Raw genomic sequence first — 16,884 nt, 5'->3', positions numbered from 1 at the left:
ACTCCTTTTATTTTATTGCATTGAAGTAATCGCTTGCCAGTTAGAATCATCTTTCATCGGTATTTCGGAGAGTGAGCATGGCAATCAAACATATGAAGGTTGGAACCAAGCTGAGCTTGGGTTTCGGCCTGGTGCTGGTGTTGTTGTTGGCGATTTCGGCACTGGGCGTGTTCAACATGAGCACGATCCATGCCAAGCTCGACCGTGTGGTCAATGAAAACGCCGTCAAGAGCGACCTGGTGGGGCAGATGTCGGAGTCGGTGCACATCGTGGCGCGCGTATCGCGCACGGTCGTGCTGCTCGAGAACGATGCCGCCATCGTCAATGAAATGAACAAGGTCACCGCCGCCCGTAACGCCTACAACGAGGCGCGCGACAAATTGGCGGCGATGCCGGCCACGGTCGCCGGGATGGCCATCCGTGAACGCATCGCCGGCCTGCAAAACCAGGCGCGCGAGCTGAACAACAAGGTGTTCGAGCTGGCCCGCAGTCACCAGGACGTGGCCGCCACCGAATTGTTGATGAAGCAGGCCGGTCCGGTAACCCAGAAGTGGCAGGACGCCATGGATGAATACGCCGCCCTGCAACGCGCCACCAACCAGGCCGATGCGCAAGCTGCAGGCATCGCGCACGCGCGGGCGCGCACCATGATGCTGGCGCTGAGCGCGCTGGCGATCGCCATCGGCGTGGTGGCCGCAGTGATGATCGCCCGCAACCTGCTGCGCCAGCTCGGCGGCGAGCCCGGTTATGCGGCCGATATCGCCGGCCGCATCGCTGCCGGCGATCTGACGGTGGTGGTCGATACCCGCCACGACGACAACCACAGCATGCTGCACGCGATGAAGATGATGCGCGATGCGCTGTCGGCCATCGTCACCGAAGTGCGCACCGGCACCCAGACCATCGCCACCGCATCGACCCAGATCGCCGCAGGCAACCAGGACCTGTCGTCGCGCACCGAACAGCAGGCCAGCGCGCTCGAGGAAACCGCCTCGTCGATGGAAGAGCTCACCAGCGCAGTGCGCCAGAATACCGACAACGCCCGCCAGGCCAATGCGCTGGCCGACACCGCCACCACGGTGGCGCGCCAGGGCGGCTCGGTGGTGGCGCAGGTGGTCGATACGATGGGCGCCATCAACGAGTCCTCGCGCAAGATCGTCGATATCATTGCCGTCATCGACGGCATCGCGTTCCAGACCAATATCCTGGCGCTCAATGCGGCCGTTGAAGCGGCGCGCGCCGGCGAGCAGGGCAGGGGCTTTGCGGTGGTGGCCACCGAGGTGCGCAACCTGGCGCAGCGCTCGGCCTCCGCCGCGCGCGAGATCAAGGAGCTGATCGGCAATTCGGTCGAGAAAGTGGAAGTGGGCAGCCAACTGGTGGCACAGGCGGGCCAGACCATGGAAGACGTGGTGGCCAGCGTGCAGCGCGTCAACGACATCATGGTGGAAATTTCCAGCGCCGGCAACGAACAGAGCGCCGGCATCGAGCAGATCAACAAGGCCATCACCGAGATGGATACCGTGACCCAGCAAAATGCAGCCCTGGTGGAAGAAGCTGCCGCAGCGGCGGAAGCGTTGCAGGAGCAGGCGGCCAACCTGGAGCGGATCGTCAGCGTGTTCCGCGTCGATGGCCTGGCGGCGGCGCCGGTGGCGGCGAGATTGGCTGCGCCGCGCAAGGCGGTGGCGCGCCTGGCCGCGCATTGACATTGGATTCCCGCCTGCGCGGGAATGACGGATTACCTTGCCTGGCTCTTGATTCGTTCTCCCGGTCGTCGTTAAACCGCCTGCACCATCATCTCGAACTGGGTGCGGCCGTCGCCGGTGGCTGCCAGCCGGTACTGAAAACCATGGCGGCCCATCACTTCGCGCACGAATAGCAGGCCGATGCCCTGGCCACCTTTCTTGGTGGTGAAGAACGGCGTAAACAACTGCTCGGCCGGCACGCCGCCGAGCAGGTTGCCGGTATCGAATACCGACAGCCGCACCGCGCCGTCGTCGCACACCAGCACGAATTCGATGCACTGCGCGATCGATGGCCGGGCGCCGCCGGCCTGATCCACCGCTTCCATCGCATTCTTGACCACGTTGAGCAGCGCCTGCTCCATCAGTTGCCGGTCCAGCGGCAGCAATGGCGCGTCGTCGCAGCGGCCCCAGCCGATCTGGATGCCGCGGCTGCGGCACGGTTCGCGGTACAGGTAGAGGATGTCGTCCATGATGTCGCGCAGCGCGCACGGGCGCAGCTCGGGCGCCGGCATTTTCACCACGCGGGTAAACCGTTCGATGAATTCGCCCAGGCGCACGTTACGCTGCTTGACGGCAGCAATCGCGGTGCCGAAGTCTTCGCCGTCGCGCTCGGCCAGCTGGCCGCGATAATACAGCAGCGAATCGAGCACCGAGCCGGTGGCCGCCACCGTGTTGTTGACCTCGTGCGCCAGTACGCGGATCAGCTTGTCGTAGGTGGATTTTTCCGAGCTTTCCAGTTCCTCGGTCAGTTCCTCGACCAGCAAAAAATGGCGTGGGAAGCCGCGATCGTGGAATTGCCCGCGCTGGCAGCGGTAGCGGCGGCCATCGAGGGCGCTGATCATGCGGCTCTCGCCTAGCGGCACCGCGTCGAGCTGGTCCATCAGCGCGCCGCCGTTGCCCAGCAGCGCCTGGGCGCTGGCGTTGAGCAGGCTGATGTTGCCGTCGAAATCGAACACGATTACCGCGCTCGGGGTGGCCTCCAGCAGCCGGTCGAGGAAACCCTGTTGCTCGCCCAGTTGCAGGCGCTCGCGGTACAGCCGCTCGAGCATGCTGTTGAACAGCGCCACCAGTTCGCCCAGCTCGCCGTCGCTGCTGCCTTGCAGCCGCGCCGCGTAGTGCTGGTCTTGCAGCAGGTCGTGGAAGTGACGGGTGTAGCCGAGCGGCTCGAGCGCGCGCCGGATCAGGCGCAAGCCCGCGAACAGGCTCACCAGCAGCGCGCCCTCCAGCAGCAGCATGGTCTGCGGCGTCTCACGCAGCAGCACCACCACGGCCACGATGACCAGCACGTGCATCGCTACCAGGTACGCGTACAGCTTGTGGCGCAACGTCATGCGCACCTCATGGCTGATTTTCGAACTCTGCCGTGCCCAGGCCATGCCGCTCCAGGCGCCGGTACAGTGCGGTTCGACTGAGCCCCAGCGCCTTGGCCACGCGCGAGATATTGCCCTGGTGCTGGTCGAGTGCGTGGGCGATCATGTGGCGCTCCACCTGCTCGAGCGTCATGCCGTCCACGCCCAGGCGGCGGTTGGCCGACGCGGTGCCGCCGTGTTCATGCTGGCCGGCGGCGATGAAGTCGGCCTGTTTCAGTTCGGTCTTGCCAACCAGGAGCAGGGTGCGTTCCAGCGTCTGCTTGAGCTGGCGGATATTGCCGGGCCACGGCTGGGCCGTCAGCCATTCCAGCGCCTGCGGCGCCAGCGTGGCCGGCCCCAGGCCGTAACTGCGGGCGACGTCGGTGAGGATGTGGCGCGCCAGCAGCGCAATGTCGCTGCGCCGCTCGCGTAGCGCCGGCAGGCGGATGGTGATCAGGTTGAGGCGATAGAACAGGTCTTCGCGAAAGTCGCCGGCCGCCACCAGCTCGGCCAGCTCGCGGTTGGTGGCCGACACCACGCGGATGTCGGCGCGCTCGGTGCGGCTGGCGCCCACCGCCTGGTATGTCTGGTCTTGCAGCACGCGCAGCAGTTTTACCTGGTCGGAGCGATTGAGTTCGCCGATCTCGTCGAGGAACAGCGTGCCCTGGTGGGCGCTGGCCACGTGGCCCTTGCGGTCGGTGCGCGCATCGGTAAACGCGCCGCGCACGTGGCCGAACATTTCGCTCTCGAACAGCGTGGGCGTAATCGCGCCCATGTTGATCTTGACGATGGCCTGCTGCGCGCGCGGGCTGTTGCGGTGGATGGCGTCGGCCACCAGCTCCTTGCCGCTGCCGCTCTCGCCCAGGATCAGCACCGGCGCCCGGGTGGCGGCCACCTGGCCGATGGTGGCCAGTACCTGGAGCAGGCGCGGGTGCTCGCCGACGATGCCGGTAAAATCGAAGCGGGCGTCGAGTGCGCGGCGCTCTAGGGCGTGCGACGTCGCAGGCGACGGTGCTGCTGACGTCGCCAGCGGGGCTGGCGGCGTCAGCGTATCGAGCGTCGCCCGCACCAGCTCGGCCAGCTGCGTGTTGTCCCACGGCTTGGTGAAAAAGTTGGCGGCGCCGGCCTGCATGCCGCGCACCGCCAGGCCGATCGACCCCCATGCCGTCATCAGCAGCACCGGCAGCGCGGGGTAGCTTTGCTTGATGGCGGCCAGCAGCTGCAAGCCTTCGTCGCCGCTGGTGTGCAGCGAAAAATTCATGTCCTGCAGCACCAGGTCGATGGGCTGGCGCGCCAGTGCCGCCAGGGCCTCGGCCGGGTCGTCGCTGCACACGGTGGCGTAGCCGGCCTGCTTGAGCAGCAGCGCCAGCGAGACCTGGACCGCGCTGTCGTCATCGACTATCAGGATGCAGTGCTTGCGGGGTGATTCCATGGATGCGACAGCCTTATTCGTGGTGCAGCGCCTGCACCGGGCTCAGTCGCGCGGCGCGCCAGCCCGGGTACAGCGAAGACAGCAAGGATAGCAGATAGATCACAGCGGCCGATAGCGCCACTGCCACCCAGAACACCGGCCAGTTCAGCGTTTCGCTCATCACGCCGGTGAGCGGCAACTGCACCAGCAACAGCAGGCCCACCAGCATGGCGCCCGAGCTGAGCAGGAATTGTTCGGCGATGATCTGGCGGTAGATGCTGCCTGACGCGGCGCCCAGCGCGCGGCGCAGGCCGATTTCCGGCGTGCGCTGCATGGTGTTTTGCCACAGCACCCCGAACAGCCCGAACGCCACCATCACCAGCAGGAAGGCGGCAATCACGGCGCCGATCTTGAGCGGCACCAATTGCAGGCTCAGCATGGATGCGCGCGCTTCGGTCAGCGGCGTGATCACCAGCGACCATTGCGGCTGCAATTGCTTGATGCGGGTGCTGAGCGCGCTCTCGAACGCGCGCGGCGTGCCGGGCCGCAGCTTGAGCATGATGATCGTCATCGCCTCCTTGCCCACGCCGGGGCGAAAACGCGGCAGCATGAACGGCACCGGGTCCATCAATTCGCCCTGCGAGCGGAATGCGTCAACCACGCCCACCACGCGGTAGCGGGTGGGATTGTTCTCATCGCTGGGGTCGGAAAACAGTTTGCCCACGGCTGCTTTGACCGCACCGGGAAACAGGCGCTCGGCCGCCAGCTGGTTGATCACGACCGGCGTGGTGTCGGCGCCGTCGTCGGCGCTGGAAAACCAGCGCCCGCTGGCAACGCGCATGTCCATGGTCGGGCCGTACTGGTCGCTCGCATCCTGGACGTCGAGTCGGATCGGTCCGGTACCGTCGGCGCGTTCGTATGTGCCGGAGCGGCGCGACATTTGGTACACGGGCAGGGCGGCAAACGCCACCTGCTCCACCTCGGGCAGGGCCAGCAGGTTGCGCTGTACCTGGTCGTAGACGGCAGCGTCGTTGACCAGCGGTTTTTCAGTGCGGATCTGCACCATCCACTGGTTGCGGTATGAAAAGCCGGTGGGCAGCTGTTGCAGCTGGACGTAGCGCGCGGCAAACGCCGCCACCGCGAACACCAGCACGAAGGCGAGCAAAATTTCCAGGCTCAGCAGCAGGTTGCGCGACTTGCGCCGCCAGATCAGTTTCAACAGGTGGCGCAGCATCATGCGGTTCCTTTCAGGGCTTGTACGGGCGCCAGGCGCGACATTTTCCAGGCCGGGATCACGCCCGACAGCACGCCGAACACCAGCGTGAGCAGCAAGCCGTAACCGAACACCGCCAGGTTGAGTTGTACCCGCAGGTACGGTATCAGACCGGAGTTTTCCAGCCACCACAGCACGCCGGCGGCCGCCGCCAGGCCGATCACGCCGCCCGCCAGGCACAGCAGCACGTTTTCCAGCACCAGCTGCGCCACCAGCTGGGCGCTGGTGGCGCCAAAGGCCTTGCGCACGCCGATCTCGCTGCTGCGCTCCAGGATGCGGCCCATGTTGAGGTTGACCAGGTTGAGCGCGGGCAGGGCCATGAACAGCAGCATCAGCACCACGATGGCGGTGAGCAGCTTGCCCACGCCGGCATCCTCGGCACGGCTGGACGTGAGCGTGCGGGCAAACACCTCGAGCTTGGTATCGCCCCAGAAACGGTTGCGATCCATCTTGTTCGGATCGACCGGCGGCACGGTGCGGGCCACGCTGATCAGTTGCTGCTTGATGGCGGGCAGGTCGGCGGCCGTGCGGCCCAGCACCATCACGGTAAACATGCCGTATGTTTCGCCCTTGTATTCGGTGGAGGGCAGGGTGGTGATCGGGGTCCAGATATCGGCGTAGGCATTCAGGTGCAGCGCATCTTCGACCACGCCGATCACGGTAAACAGCTGGCCGCCGACGCTGACCTTCTGGTCCAGGTAGGGCAGTCCGGGAAACAGCCGGCGCGCGGTGGACGCGTTGAGCACGGCCACCATGCGGCCGTGGGCGTCATCGTCTTGGGTGGGCAGGCGGCCTGCCAGCAAGTTGAAATCGAGGATCTTCCAGTACTCGGCATCGACGCGGCGCATCATCACCTCGCTCACGCGGCCTTCCTGGTACACCGAGACCGACTGTGGAAAGAGCGTGGCCGACACCGCCTCCACGCCGCCCTGGCCTTGCAGCGGTTTGAGGTACTGCTCGATCACCTTGTAGCCGAACAGGCCATTGCGGCGGTTGTCCTTGGTGGAATGGCTCGACTCCATCAAGATCATTTGCACGAAGCGCCCGCTCTTGCCTTCTACCCCGGTGGGAAAGAAGGTGTTTTGCAGCAGCGCCGTGACCACCATCAGCACCACCAGCGTGAGCACGATGCACAGCAGGTTAATCGCGGTAAACAGTTTGCGGCGCATGAACACTTTCCACGCCGTCAGCAGGTAATTCCTGAACATGGCGCCCCCTTACGCGACCAGCTGGCCGTCGAACACGCGCACGATGCGCGAAGCCAGGCGGGCGTCGTGTTCGTTGTGGGTGACCATCACCACGGTGGTGCCCTCGCGGTGCAGTTGCAGCAGGATGTCCATCACTTCGCGGCCCATCTGGCTGTCGAGGTTGCCGGTTGGCTCGTCGGCCAGCAAGACCTGCGGCTGGCCGACGATGGCGCGGGCGATTGCCACCCGCTGCTGCTGGCCGCCCGACAGCTGGTTCGGGTAATGGTCCATGCGCGCGCCCAGGCCCACTTTTTCCAGCGCCTCGCGCGCCATGCGGGTGCGCCGCTTGGCGGGCAGGTCGCGGTACAGCAGCGGCAGTTCGACGTTGTCGATCACGCGCAAGTCATTAATCAGGTGAAAGCTCTGGAAGATGAAGCCGAACGTGCTGTTGCGCAGCTGCGCCACGTGCTTGTCCTGGTACGACGCCACCGGCCGGCCGCCGACCGCGATGGTGCCGCCGCCCGGTACGTCGAGCAGGCCGATCAGGTTGAGCAGGGTGCTTTTGCCGCAGCCGCTGGGGCCCATGATGCTGACGAACTCTGCCTTGGCGATATGCAGGTCGATGTCTTTCAGGGCCAGCGTTTCCACCTTGTCGGTGCGGTAGGTTTTGCTCACTTGGTGCAGGCGTATCATATTGGTCCTCTTAGTTGTCGATGCGAACGCTGTCGCGATCCTTGTAGCGGCTGGTATCCGATGTGATCAGGCGGTCGCCCGCGCGGGCGCCTGTTAAAATTTCCACCGCCTTGCCGTCGCCGGCGCCGATGTCGAGCACGGTCTTGCGCGCCACGCCATCGCGCACCACGAACACGTCTTGCGGACCACGGCCGTTGAAGGCGGGCCCGGCGTCCACCAGCAGGGTGTGGTTCTTTTGCGCGGTAATGATGTTGACCTCCACTCGCAGCTTGTTGCGCAGCATGGCGTGGTGCGGTTCGTCGAGCACGACCAGCAGCTTGACGGTGCCGTTCTGGATCTCGGGCAGGATGGTCTGCACCACGCCTCGCAGTTTGACGTTGCCTTGCTCCACCAGCACGGCCTGGCCCGGATCGAGCGCGCGCGCATGGAAGTCCGACAGCGACGCCTCGACCTTGTAGTTGTTCGGTTCGGACACGCGCGCCAGCATCTGGCCGACCGCCACGCTGGCGCCTTCATCGGCCAGCAGCGCACTGAGCATGCCAGTGAACGGCGCCCGCACGGCGGTCTGCGCCAGCAACTGCTGCTGCTCCTGCAACTGCTTGTTGAGGATGTTCTTTTGCAGCCGGGCGCCGTCGATATTGGTGGACGTGGCGCGACGGCTGTCCTCGATCAGTTCCTGCTGCTGGCGCAGGGAAATCTCGTTGCGCTGCACATTCAGTTCGGCCGTCAGCAAATCCTCGGCCGACACGCCGCCCGCCTTGCGCAAGGTCTGGTAGCGGCCCAGCTTCACGCGCGTGGCTTGCAAGTCCAGTTGCAGCAGTTCGATGGCGCTGGCCAGTTGCTTGCGTTTCTGGTCGAGCTCCTGGGTCAGCGCGACGATGCGGTTTTCCTGCAACGCCAGTTGTTCGCGGATGTTGTCGATTGCCAGTACCACGCTGCGATTGTCGAGCTCGAGCAGCAGGTCGCCGGCTTTGACCTCCTGGCCGAGCCGCGCATGGACCTTGCCCACCCGGCTCTGGATCGGGCTGGCCACCTGCTCCTCGTGCACCGGGATGACGATGCCGGACGCGTTGATGGTGTTGTCGATGCCGCCCGCGCGCACGGTGGCGATGGTGACGCTGTCGGCCGCAACGCTGGCGCCCACCGCGCGGTTCAGGCCCCACGCCGCCAGGCACACGCTGGCCAGGACGGCCGTAACGACCAGCGCGATGGTGGTGCGGCGGCGGGCGGTGAAGCGAGGATTGATCGGTTGGTCCATAAGTGTTCCGGCAAGTAAGTATGGCGGGAACTGGTGCAACCACCGTGCCAGCGGCTGTCATCATAAAAATACCTGTCGAATCAAAGTGTTAGATGGCGGCCAACATTGCAGTGCAGGCGCCCGTATGCCCGCCGCCGGGCACCACCGTCCGGATCCGGACACCAGGCTGCTTGTGGAAATTTACCAACCGTTGATTCAAAACAATGTGATACCGTGGGGACACAAAATCAACAATGCGAGGCAAGAAATGACTATCAAAAACTTCGCGACTGTGCCCGGCCTGCTGAGCGTGCTCACTGCGCTGATGCTGCCCATGCTGCCCGGATCGGCCATCGCCGGCGAGGACGACGACGCCATCGTCACTGACCGTCCCGACTTCGTCGAGTCGAGCGACGTGGTGGGCAAGGGGCGCTTCCAGATCGAAACCAGCGTTGCCGTCGAGCGCGACAAATCCAACGGTTTTAAATTACGCACCGTCTCCACCCCCACCTTGCTGCGCCTTGGCATTGCCGAGGACTGGGAGTTGCGCGTGGAAACCGATGGTCGCATGCGCGCCACCGCCGACAACCAGGCCAGCGGCCAGCGCCTGCGCGAGAGCGGCTACGCCGACACCGCTGTCGGCGTGAAATGGCATGCGCTGGACGAGGAGGGTGCGCGGCCATCCGTGGGCGTGCTGGCGCACTGGGAGCTCGATACCGGCTCGGCGCCGTTCCGCGCGCCCGGCAAGGGCGGCTCCCTGCGCGTGGTGGCCGAGTGGGAGCTGCCCGCCGACATGAGCCTGGGCGTGATGCCGGGCGTGGTGCGCCAGCGCAACGACGACGGCCAGCGTTTTACCAGCGGCATCTTTGCCGTGGTACTGGGCAAGGAGTGGAACGACCGCCTGCGCACATTCGTTGAATATTCCGCGCAGCAAGTCGCCCATGCGCGCGACGGCGGTTCGATCAATACGGTTGACGTGGGCGCCGCATGGCTGCTGAGCAAATCGGTGCAGGTCGATACCGCTGTCGCGCGGGCCCTCAATAAAAACGCCCCCGACTGGAGCTGGACGGTCGGCTTGTCGCTCAAATTCTAGGAGTTCTGCATGAGCTGGACCATCAAGCGGCGGTTGCTGCTCTCTAACCTGGTGACGCTGGTGTTCGTGGGGCTGGTCGGCCTGGTCGGCTACCAGGCCGTGGCCGTGATGAGCGGGGCCATGGATGCCATCACCGTCAACGGTTCGGCCATGAAGGATCAATTACAAGCGGACATGATGCACGACGCGCTGCGCGCCGACGTGCTGGCCGCGCGGCTGGCGGCGGACCGCAACGACGCTGCCGAAATCAAGGGCGTGCGCGAGGACACCGCCGAGCATATCGCGCTGTTTCGCAAACTCATCGACGACATGGGCGCGGCCACCACCGACGCCGAAATCCAGCAAGCCATGCGGCAAGTGCGCCCCGACGTTGACCGCTATCTGACCAGCGCCCAGCAGATGGTGACGCTGGCGCTGTCCGACAAGGACGCCGCCCAGGCGCAGTTCGGCGCATTCATGGAAAGCTTCCGCGTGCTCGAGAAAAGCATGTCGGGGCTGAGCGACGTCATCGAGAAGAACTCCGAGGCCACCAAGGCGGTGGGCGACGCGGCCGTCACCCGTTCGCGCTACCAGATCATCGGCTTCGCCGCGCTGGCGGCGCTGGTGTCGCTGGTGATGGGCCGCGCCCTGGCGCGCTCGATCCTGACGCCGCTGAACCAGGCGGTGGGCTTTGCCGCCCGCGTGGCCCAGGGCGACTTGTCCGAGCGGATCGAGGTGGGCGACGACGACGTCTCCGAAACCGGCGTGCTCAAGCGCGCGCTGCGCGACATGAACACCAGCCTGCACCGCATCGTGAGCCAGGTGCGCGGCGGCACCGACGCCATCGCGCTGGCCTCGGGCGAGATCGCGGCCGGCAATATAGACCTGTCGGCGCGCACCGAATCGCAAGCGAGTTCGCTCGAAGAAACGGCGTCGTCGATGGAAGAGATGACCACGATGGTCCATCACAACACCCGCCACGCCAACGAAGCCAATACCCTGGCGGCATCGGCCACCGAAGTGGCCGTGCGCGGCGGCGCCGTGATGACCGAAGTGGTGACCACCATGGCGAAAATTAACGCGTCGTCGCAGCGCATCGTCGACATCATCGGCGTGATCGAGGGCATCGCCTTCCAGACCAATATCCTGGCCCTGAACGCTGCCGTGGAAGCTGCGCGCGCCGGCGAACAGGGCCGGGGCTTCGCGGTGGTGGCGTCCGAAGTGCGCGGACTGGCGCAGCGGTCGGACGCGGCTGCCAAGGAAATCAAGCTGCTGATCGACGCCTCCGCCGGCCAGGTGGAAGCGGGCAGCGCGCTGGTGGGCCAGGCCGGCGGCACCATGGATGAAGTGGTGGCCAGCATCGGCCGCGTCAACGCCATCGTGCGCGACATCGCCAACTCCAGCCGCGAGCAGGAACTGGGCATCGACCAGGTCAACCAGGCCATTGTCAGCATCGACAGCGCCACCCAGCAAAACGCCGCGCTGGTGGAGCAGGCTGCCGCTGCCGCCGGCGCGCTGCAGGAACAGGCTGATCAACTGGCGGGCGTGGTGCAGGTATTCCGGCTGGCGTGACGGCAACATTTCTTGGTGTCATCTTAAGATGAGACCATGCTATGATTTGAGCAACCTCAACACGCGATCTGGAGCGCTCGATATGGAAGCCGGGACGGGGAAAAGACTGGCGGGCCTGCAGTTGCTGCTGGTAGAGGACAATTTTCTCAACCAGCAAATCGCCTGTGAATTGCTGCAGTCCGAGGGCGCGGTGGTCACCGTGGCCAATGACGGCGCCGAAGGCCTGGCCTGCGTCGCCGGTTGCGGCCCCGGCGGATTCAATGCGATATTGATGGACATGCAAATGCCGGTGATGGACGGCTACGAGGCCACGCGCCGCCTGCGCGCCCAGGGCTACACCAGCCTGCCGATCCTGGCGCTGACCGCCCACGTGCTCGACGCCGAGCGCGAGGTATGCCGCGCAGCCGGCATCGACGATTTCATCGCCAAACCGATCGACTTCGATGAACTGATCGGCACCGTGGCGCGCCACTGCGGTTGCGCGTGAGTTAGTTTAGATATCGCAAGAAATCGTTTTCATATAAGCTTGGCATTTTTGCCAAGGATACGCCGACCATGAACGCGCCTTCTTCCCGCCTGGACCTGCTCGACGCCCTGCGCGGCTTCGCCATCGTCTCGATCATGCTGCTGCATAATATCGAGCATTTCGATCTCTATTTCACGCCGCAGGGCGCGCCAGCCTGGCTGGCAGCGGTCGATAAAGTGGTGTGGGACAGCATGTTCTTCCTGTTCGGCGGCAAATCTTACGCGATCTTTGCGCTGCTGTTCGGCGTCACTTTCTATATCCAGTTCCAGCATCGCGCCCAACGCGGCGAAGATTTCCGGCCGCGCTATGCGTGGCGCATGGTGCTGTTGCTGTGCTTTGGCCTGTTCAATTCCATGGTGTATCACGGCGATATCCTGAGCCTGTACGCGGTGCTCGGTTTGGCGCTGATTCCCGTCGCACGACTGCGCAGTGCATGGGTTCTGGTCATTGCTGTGATATTGCTGCTGCAGCCATATGCGTGGCTGGAGTGGTATATGGCCTTATCCGCACCGAATGAAAAACTGGCCGATCCGGCATCGTGGGCTTATTTTGGTCGCGCCAATGACTATATGAAACACGGATCGATTGCCGACGTGTGGATCGGTAATCTCACCAACGGCAAGACCGGTGTGATTTTATGGAGCTGGGAGAATGGCCGGCTGTTCCAGATTCCCGCGCTGTTCATGCTGGGAATGCTGGCCGGCAGGGCAGGCTGGTTTGCGTTGTCGGAAGAAAATAAACGGCGCTGGTGGCGCGTGCTGTTTCTGGCGGTGGTGGCGTTTATTCCCTTGTATTTGATCAAGTCGTCGTCCGTTAACTGGAATGTCGGTCCGGCTTTGGAACGGCCGTTGCTGATCATTATTACCTCGTGGTCAAACCTGGCCTTCATGGCGATATTGGTCGCCTGTTTTAGCCTGGTATTTTATGCCCGTCCCGCGCTGGCATTTTTCTCGCCCCTGGGCCGCATGAGCTTGACCAGTTATGTCGTGCAATCGGTGGTCGGCACCGCGCTGTATTACGGCTATGGGCTCGGACTGTACCAGCACACGGGCGCCACCTTGGCGCTGGCGGTCGGCATCGTGCTGGCGCTGGCCCAGCGCCAGTTCAGCGTGTGGTGGCTGCGTTCCCATGCGCAGGGACCACTTGAAGCGTTGTGGCATCGCGCGACTTGGGCAGGACAGACGCGCCAGAAATTGGCGTGAACGGGCTGCTTTTCAGCGTGCCTGGAGCGGCTGGCTGCACTGCCGGTCTGCCTGGTTTATTCGTCGTCGGGAGCCATCCAGCTAATGCGACCGTGGCCTGACTCGTTCAGGCGCGCTATCAGCGCTTGAGCACCGGTATCGGCCAGGCTGAATTCGAAACGGACATCGTTGCCATGGGCGACATTCTCCAGCACGGCGGCGCTGGACTCCAGTTCGCGCCGTATCATGCCTTCCAGCGCATACGGCGCGGTGCAGATTAAAAAGCGTTGCTTGATAATGGCGATTTTCTCGGCTTTTAATAAGGCCTGGGCCACGCTGTCGGTATAAGCGCGCACCAGGCCGCCGGCGCCGAGTTTCACGCCGCCAAAATAGCGCACCACTGTTGCCAATACGCCTTCGAGATCCTGGTGTCTTAATACATCGAGCATGGGCCGGCCGGCGGTACCACTCGGTTCCCCATCATCGACTGCCGCCGATTGGCCACCGGCCAATAATGCCCAGCACACGTGGGCCGCTTGCGGATGCTGCGCCCATAACTGCGCGACGATCTTTTGCGCAGCGGCGCGATCGGTCATCGGCTGTACGCAGGCAATAAAGCGGCTTTTCTTGATCAGCAATTCGTGCTGGACGGGATTGATAATTGTTTGGGGCATATTCGGCACAGCAACGGTAAACCGGGCCATGGTGCCAGAAACGGCCGGGAAAGACAAAAAACGCGGCAGTGGCGGCGCGATATAATCATGTTTCCAGAAACCGGAAGCGACCATGAGCGAATTAGCAGACCAGGAACACGACGACCAATTGATGCGCGAGCTTGGCCTGGCCGACCTCGGCTTCTCGCTGATGCGCCTCGAAGGCCGGGTGTTCCTGCGCCTGACCGGCGTGGTGCATTACGGCGGCCGCAGCTACCCGTACGACCTGGTGCCGGCGCAAGGCGTGCTGGCCAAGCCGTCGAAGTGGCGCAAGCTCGACGCCGACGCCCGCGCGGCCGTCCTGCGCGAACGCGCCAGCCCGGCGGTGGTCGAGGAACTGCACGGCCACGTGCAGGCGTTCGTACAGGAAATTGCCGACGCCAGCGACGATTGCGACCTCGATCCGCAGCCGTTCCTGCAAGGCCTGGCCGATATGCAGATATCGGAGCCGGCCGGCATGGTGTTCGACCGTATCCGCCAGCGCCTCGAGCACGCGGTCGAGCGCGACATGGAAGAGCAGCACGCCGAGCGCACGCGCCAGAGCATCAACCTGGCCGAGTATCCGGCGTCGTTCGAGGTGGCGCGGCGTCTCAAGCGCAAGTTCATCGCGCTGCTGGGCCCGACCAATTCCGGCAAGACCCACCAGGCCATCGAAGCGCTGGCCAAGGCGCCCAGCGGCGTGTACCTGGCGCCGCTGCGCCTGCTGGCGCTGGAAAACTACGAACGCCTGCAAGCGATGCAGCAGCACGGCCGGCCGCTGGCCGTCAGCCTGGTCACGGGCGAAGAACGGCGGCTGGAACCGGGCGCCACCCACGTCGCCAGCACGGTCGAAATGCTCGACACCCGCACCCCGGTGGACGTGGCCGTGATCGATGAAATCCAGATGCTGGCCGACCGCGACCGCGGCGCCGCCTGGACCGCCGCCGTCTGCGGTGCGCCGGCCCACACCGTGTACCTGGTGGGCGCGCCGGAAGCACGGCGCGCCATCGAAGTGCTCGCCGCGCGGCTGGACTGCGAGCTGGAAGTGCATGTACTCAAGCGCAAGGGGCCGCTGTCGATGGAAGAGAGCCCGGTGCGCAAGCTCACCGGGCTACGGCGCGGCGACGCCATCATCTGCTTCTCGCGCCGCGAAGTGCTGATGTGGCGCGACAACGTCACCGAAGCGGGCCTGTCGGTCGCTACCGTGTACGGCAACCTGTCGCCGGAAGTGCGGCGCGCCCAGGCCCAGCGCTTTCGCGACGGCGCCGCCGACGTGGTGGTGGGCACCGACGCGATTGCCATGGGCCTGAACATGCCGATCGCGCGCATCGTCATGACCACCAGCGTCAAGTACAACGGTGTCGAAGAGGAAGAGATTCCAGCTGCGCTGGCGCGCCAGATCGCCGGCCGGGCAGGGCGCTTCGGCGTCCATGAAGAAGGCCTGGTGGCCGGCTTCGACGCCGAGACCCATAACGTGATGCGCTCGCTGCTGCGCGAAAAGCCGGTGCCACTGAAGACCACCGGCTTTGCGGTCGCGCCCACGCTCGAACATTTGCACCGCATCTCGGCCGTGACCAACGAGCACGGCCTGGCCAAGCTGCTCAAGCGTTTTGTCCACAACATCGACGTGCCCGATGGGTTTTTCTACCCGCGCATCACCGAGGACCAGTTCGAGCGCGCGGCCTGGCTCGACATGCTGCAACTGTCGGTGGCGGAAAAGTTCGCGCTGTCGCTGGTGCCGATCTCGGCCAAGGTGCACAGCCTGCAACATGCCTGGGAAAGCTGGGCAACGGCGCTGGCGCACAAGAAAATCACCCACCTCAAGCCGGAAAACAACCCGCTGCACTACATGAACTTGCAGGAAGCGGAAGACGCCTGCCGCCTGTACTCGGCTTACGCCTGGCTGGCCTACCGCCAACCCGAATACTTCCCCGACACGGCGCTGGCGCTGCGGCTGTCACGTGAAGCATCGGAGCGGGTGGATGCGATTTTGCAAGATCAAAATTCGGCGGCGCGCAGGCGGCAGCCGAAAAAGTTCAGGCGGCGTTAGCCTGCCGCACGCTCATCCGGCATGTCGGGGAGTGGCTTGCCTTCGAGTCTGAACGAGCGGCAAAATTGCCATGGCCGCGACACGCCGCGTGGCTCGGACAGGCAAGGCAAGGCGAACTCCGGTGGCTGCAATAGCACGAGTTTCCAGGTAATGCCGCCGATGAACCGGAACGTTAATTCATTCGGAGGCAACAACTGGAGATCGCTGAAAACGCCGGTCGAGTAGGCTGTCCCAAGCGCGGCAGAATCGATTATCCGATGCTGAGCATCAAGCAGAACCATGCGCAGCGTATCTTCATGCAGGATGTCGTCGGTTAAAAACAGCAGTCGCTTGTCTTCCCACCCGACCGCTGCTTCCAGTATTGCTCCCGTCACCACCAACGCCGTCGCTCTGCCATCGATGATTATTTCTGAGGTTGCCATCGCTTGGCCGGTGTAAGGTCGGCGTGGACGGATGGCGCACTCGGCGTCGGTAAGTAATTTCACGTCAGTTTCCTACCAGATATTACCTGCGCCAAAGGCAGCCACTGCGCCACCGACGAATGCGCCCACTGTGACACACGCGGGTGCGGCAGGACCAACGTCGACGTTTGATTTTCCGGAAGAGGTAGCAATTGCTGCGCGGATGATCTCCATGAGCAGATTGCGGGTTCGACACGCTTGATCTGCAGCTTGCAGCCAGGTCAATTTTCCCGCATGGACATCCGCTCTGAGACTATTGGAAACGGCATTGATCTGATTTGCATAGCTGCGCCTGGCCGTGGAATCCGTCTCCAGATGCGCACCCATGCTTGCTGCGGTCGCCTCGAGGGATTTGATGGCATTTTCAAACGCGATTTCATCTTTGTTCGTCGTCATGACTGTCTCCCGACATGGATGGTGTCGGGAGCTTGCTTGGCG

Annotated in this window: 15 protein-coding genes; 6 read left to right on the top strand and 9 right to left on the bottom strand. The window is 64.1% G+C overall.

What is annotated here, in order from left to right; all coding sequences use genetic code 11:
* The first annotated feature begins 77 nt into the window (after positions 1-77).
* A complete protein-coding gene (locus J2X54_RS12545) occupies positions 78-1,703 on the top strand; it encodes a methyl-accepting chemotaxis protein (RefSeq protein WP_310181097.1) in 1,626 nt (541 codons plus the stop codon).
* A gap of 71 nt (positions 1,704-1,774) precedes the next feature.
* Here the strand turns inward: J2X54_RS12545 and J2X54_RS12540 are convergent, their stop codons facing one another.
* The 6 genes from J2X54_RS12540 to J2X54_RS12515 are packed head-to-tail and all read right to left on the bottom strand — an operon-like array spanning position 1,775 to position 8,913.
* Positions 1,775-3,073 carry an ATP-binding protein gene (locus tag J2X54_RS12540; RefSeq protein ID WP_310181095.1) on the bottom strand — a complete coding sequence of 433 codons (1,299 nt, stop codon included), beginning with the start codon at positions 3,071-3,073 and terminating at the stop codon, positions 1,775-1,777.
* Positions 3,074-3,080: 7 nt separating this feature from the next.
* Positions 3,081-4,523 (bottom strand): sigma-54 dependent transcriptional regulator, encoded by a 1,443-nt coding sequence (locus J2X54_RS12535; protein WP_310181093.1) that lies wholly within the window; start codon positions 4,521-4,523, stop codon positions 3,081-3,083.
* A gap of 13 nt (positions 4,524-4,536) precedes the next feature.
* Complete coding sequence (locus J2X54_RS12530; protein ID WP_310181092.1) at positions 4,537-5,739, bottom strand: ABC transporter permease; 1,203 nt, start codon at positions 5,737-5,739, stop codon at positions 4,537-4,539.
* Positions 5,736-6,983, bottom strand: coding sequence for an ABC transporter permease (locus J2X54_RS12525; RefSeq protein WP_310181091.1), 1,248 nt, complete (start codon positions 6,981-6,983; stop codon positions 5,736-5,738). Before J2X54_RS12525 ends, J2X54_RS12530 begins: the two co-directional genes overlap by 4 nt.
* Before the next feature lie 9 nt (positions 6,984-6,992).
* A complete protein-coding gene (locus J2X54_RS12520; protein ID WP_310181090.1) occupies positions 6,993-7,655 on the bottom strand; it encodes an ABC transporter ATP-binding protein in 663 nt (220 codons plus the stop codon).
* 10 nt (positions 7,656-7,665) lie between these two features.
* Positions 7,666-8,913 carry an HlyD family efflux transporter periplasmic adaptor subunit gene (locus tag J2X54_RS12515; RefSeq protein ID WP_310181088.1) on the bottom strand — a complete coding sequence of 416 codons (1,248 nt, stop codon included), beginning with the start codon at positions 8,911-8,913 and terminating at the stop codon, positions 7,666-7,668.
* A 247-nt stretch (positions 8,914-9,160) separates the two neighbouring features.
* Here J2X54_RS12515 and J2X54_RS12510 point away from each other — a divergent pair, with 247 nt between their 5' ends.
* From J2X54_RS12510 to J2X54_RS12495, 4 genes are all read left to right on the top strand, one after another.
* A complete protein-coding gene (locus J2X54_RS12510) occupies positions 9,161-9,985 on the top strand; it encodes a transporter (RefSeq protein ID WP_310181086.1) in 825 nt (274 codons plus the stop codon).
* 9 nt (positions 9,986-9,994) lie between these two features.
* On the top strand, positions 9,995-11,536 hold the full coding sequence (locus J2X54_RS12505) for a methyl-accepting chemotaxis protein (protein ID WP_310181084.1): 1,542 nt from the start codon (positions 9,995-9,997) through the stop codon (positions 11,534-11,536).
* An 82-nt stretch (positions 11,537-11,618) separates the two neighbouring features.
* Positions 11,619-12,023, top strand: a complete 405-nt coding sequence (locus J2X54_RS12500) for a response regulator (protein ID WP_310181083.1) — start codon at positions 11,619-11,621, stop codon at positions 12,021-12,023.
* Between the two features lie 134 nt (positions 12,024-12,157).
* Positions 12,158-13,264, top strand: coding sequence for a DUF418 domain-containing protein (locus J2X54_RS12495; RefSeq protein ID WP_310181082.1), 1,107 nt, complete (start codon positions 12,158-12,160; stop codon positions 13,262-13,264).
* 56 nt (positions 13,265-13,320) lie between these two features.
* Here J2X54_RS12495 and J2X54_RS12490 read toward each other — a convergent pair whose 3' ends face one another.
* Complete coding sequence (locus J2X54_RS12490) at positions 13,321-13,917, bottom strand: YigZ family protein (protein WP_310181080.1); 597 nt, start codon at positions 13,915-13,917, stop codon at positions 13,321-13,323.
* Between the two features lie 112 nt (positions 13,918-14,029).
* Here J2X54_RS12490 and J2X54_RS12485 point away from each other — a divergent pair, with 112 nt between their 5' ends.
* Complete coding sequence (locus J2X54_RS12485; protein ID WP_310181078.1) at positions 14,030-15,985, top strand: helicase-related protein; 1,956 nt, start codon at positions 14,030-14,032, stop codon at positions 15,983-15,985.
* On the opposite strand, the gene J2X54_RS12480 is transcribed toward J2X54_RS12485, so the two are convergent.
* Positions 15,982-16,470: a hypothetical protein gene (locus J2X54_RS12480; RefSeq protein WP_310181077.1), complete on the bottom strand. Its 489-nt coding sequence runs from the start codon at positions 16,468-16,470 to the stop codon at positions 15,982-15,984. The genes J2X54_RS12485 and J2X54_RS12480 overlap by 4 nt on opposite strands.
* Positions 16,471-16,479: 9 nt before the next feature.
* Complete coding sequence (locus J2X54_RS12475; protein ID WP_310181076.1) at positions 16,480-16,842, bottom strand: hypothetical protein; 363 nt, start codon at positions 16,840-16,842, stop codon at positions 16,480-16,482.
* Positions 16,843-16,884: the final 42 nt, after the last annotated feature.

The sequence above is a fragment of the Duganella sp. 3397 genome, from assembly GCF_031456625.1.
In the GTDB taxonomy this organism is placed as follows: Bacteria; Pseudomonadota; Gammaproteobacteria; order Burkholderiales; family Burkholderiaceae_D; genus Rugamonas; species Rugamonas phyllosphaerae.
The sequence above is the reverse complement of the archived record's forward strand: the minus strand, read 5'-3'. Positions and strand labels throughout refer to the sequence as shown.

What these genes read in the sequence shown, in the direction of transcription:
- J2X54_RS12530 (WP_310181092.1), bottom strand. Translation starts at nt 5,739, where the DNA reads ATGATGCTGCGCCACCTGTTGAAACTGATCTGGCGGCGCAAGTCGCGC.
- J2X54_RS12510 (WP_310181086.1), top strand. Translation starts at nt 9,161, where the DNA reads ATGACTATCAAAAACTTCGCGACTGTGCCCGGCCTGCTGAGCGTGCTC.
- J2X54_RS12505 (WP_310181084.1), top strand. Translation starts at nt 9,995, where the DNA reads ATGAGCTGGACCATCAAGCGGCGGTTGCTGCTCTCTAACCTGGTGACG.
- J2X54_RS12525 (WP_310181091.1), bottom strand. Translation starts at nt 6,983, where the DNA reads ATGTTCAGGAATTACCTGCTGACGGCGTGGAAAGTGTTCATGCGCCGC.
- J2X54_RS12545 (WP_310181097.1), top strand. Translation starts at nt 78, where the DNA reads ATGGCAATCAAACATATGAAGGTTGGAACCAAGCTGAGCTTGGGTTTC.
- J2X54_RS12520 (WP_310181090.1), bottom strand. Translation starts at nt 7,655, where the DNA reads ATGATACGCCTGCACCAAGTGAGCAAAACCTACCGCACCGACAAGGTG.
- J2X54_RS12475 (WP_310181076.1), bottom strand. Translation starts at nt 16,842, where the DNA reads ATGACGACGAACAAAGATGAAATCGCGTTTGAAAATGCCATCAAATCC.
- J2X54_RS12535 (WP_310181093.1), bottom strand. Translation starts at nt 4,523, where the DNA reads ATGGAATCACCCCGCAAGCACTGCATCCTGATAGTCGATGACGACAGC.
- J2X54_RS12490 (WP_310181080.1), bottom strand. Translation starts at nt 13,917, where the DNA reads ATGCCCCAAACAATTATCAATCCCGTCCAGCACGAATTGCTGATCAAG.
- J2X54_RS12500 (WP_310181083.1), top strand. Translation starts at nt 11,619, where the DNA reads ATGGAAGCCGGGACGGGGAAAAGACTGGCGGGCCTGCAGTTGCTGCTG.
- J2X54_RS12485 (WP_310181078.1), top strand. Translation starts at nt 14,030, where the DNA reads ATGAGCGAATTAGCAGACCAGGAACACGACGACCAATTGATGCGCGAG.
- J2X54_RS12540 (WP_310181095.1), bottom strand. Translation starts at nt 3,073, where the DNA reads ATGACGTTGCGCCACAAGCTGTACGCGTACCTGGTAGCGATGCACGTG.
- J2X54_RS12515 (WP_310181088.1), bottom strand. Translation starts at nt 8,913, where the DNA reads ATGGACCAACCGATCAATCCTCGCTTCACCGCCCGCCGCCGCACCACC.
- J2X54_RS12495 (WP_310181082.1), top strand. Translation starts at nt 12,158, where the DNA reads ATGCTGCTGCATAATATCGAGCATTTCGATCTCTATTTCACGCCGCAG.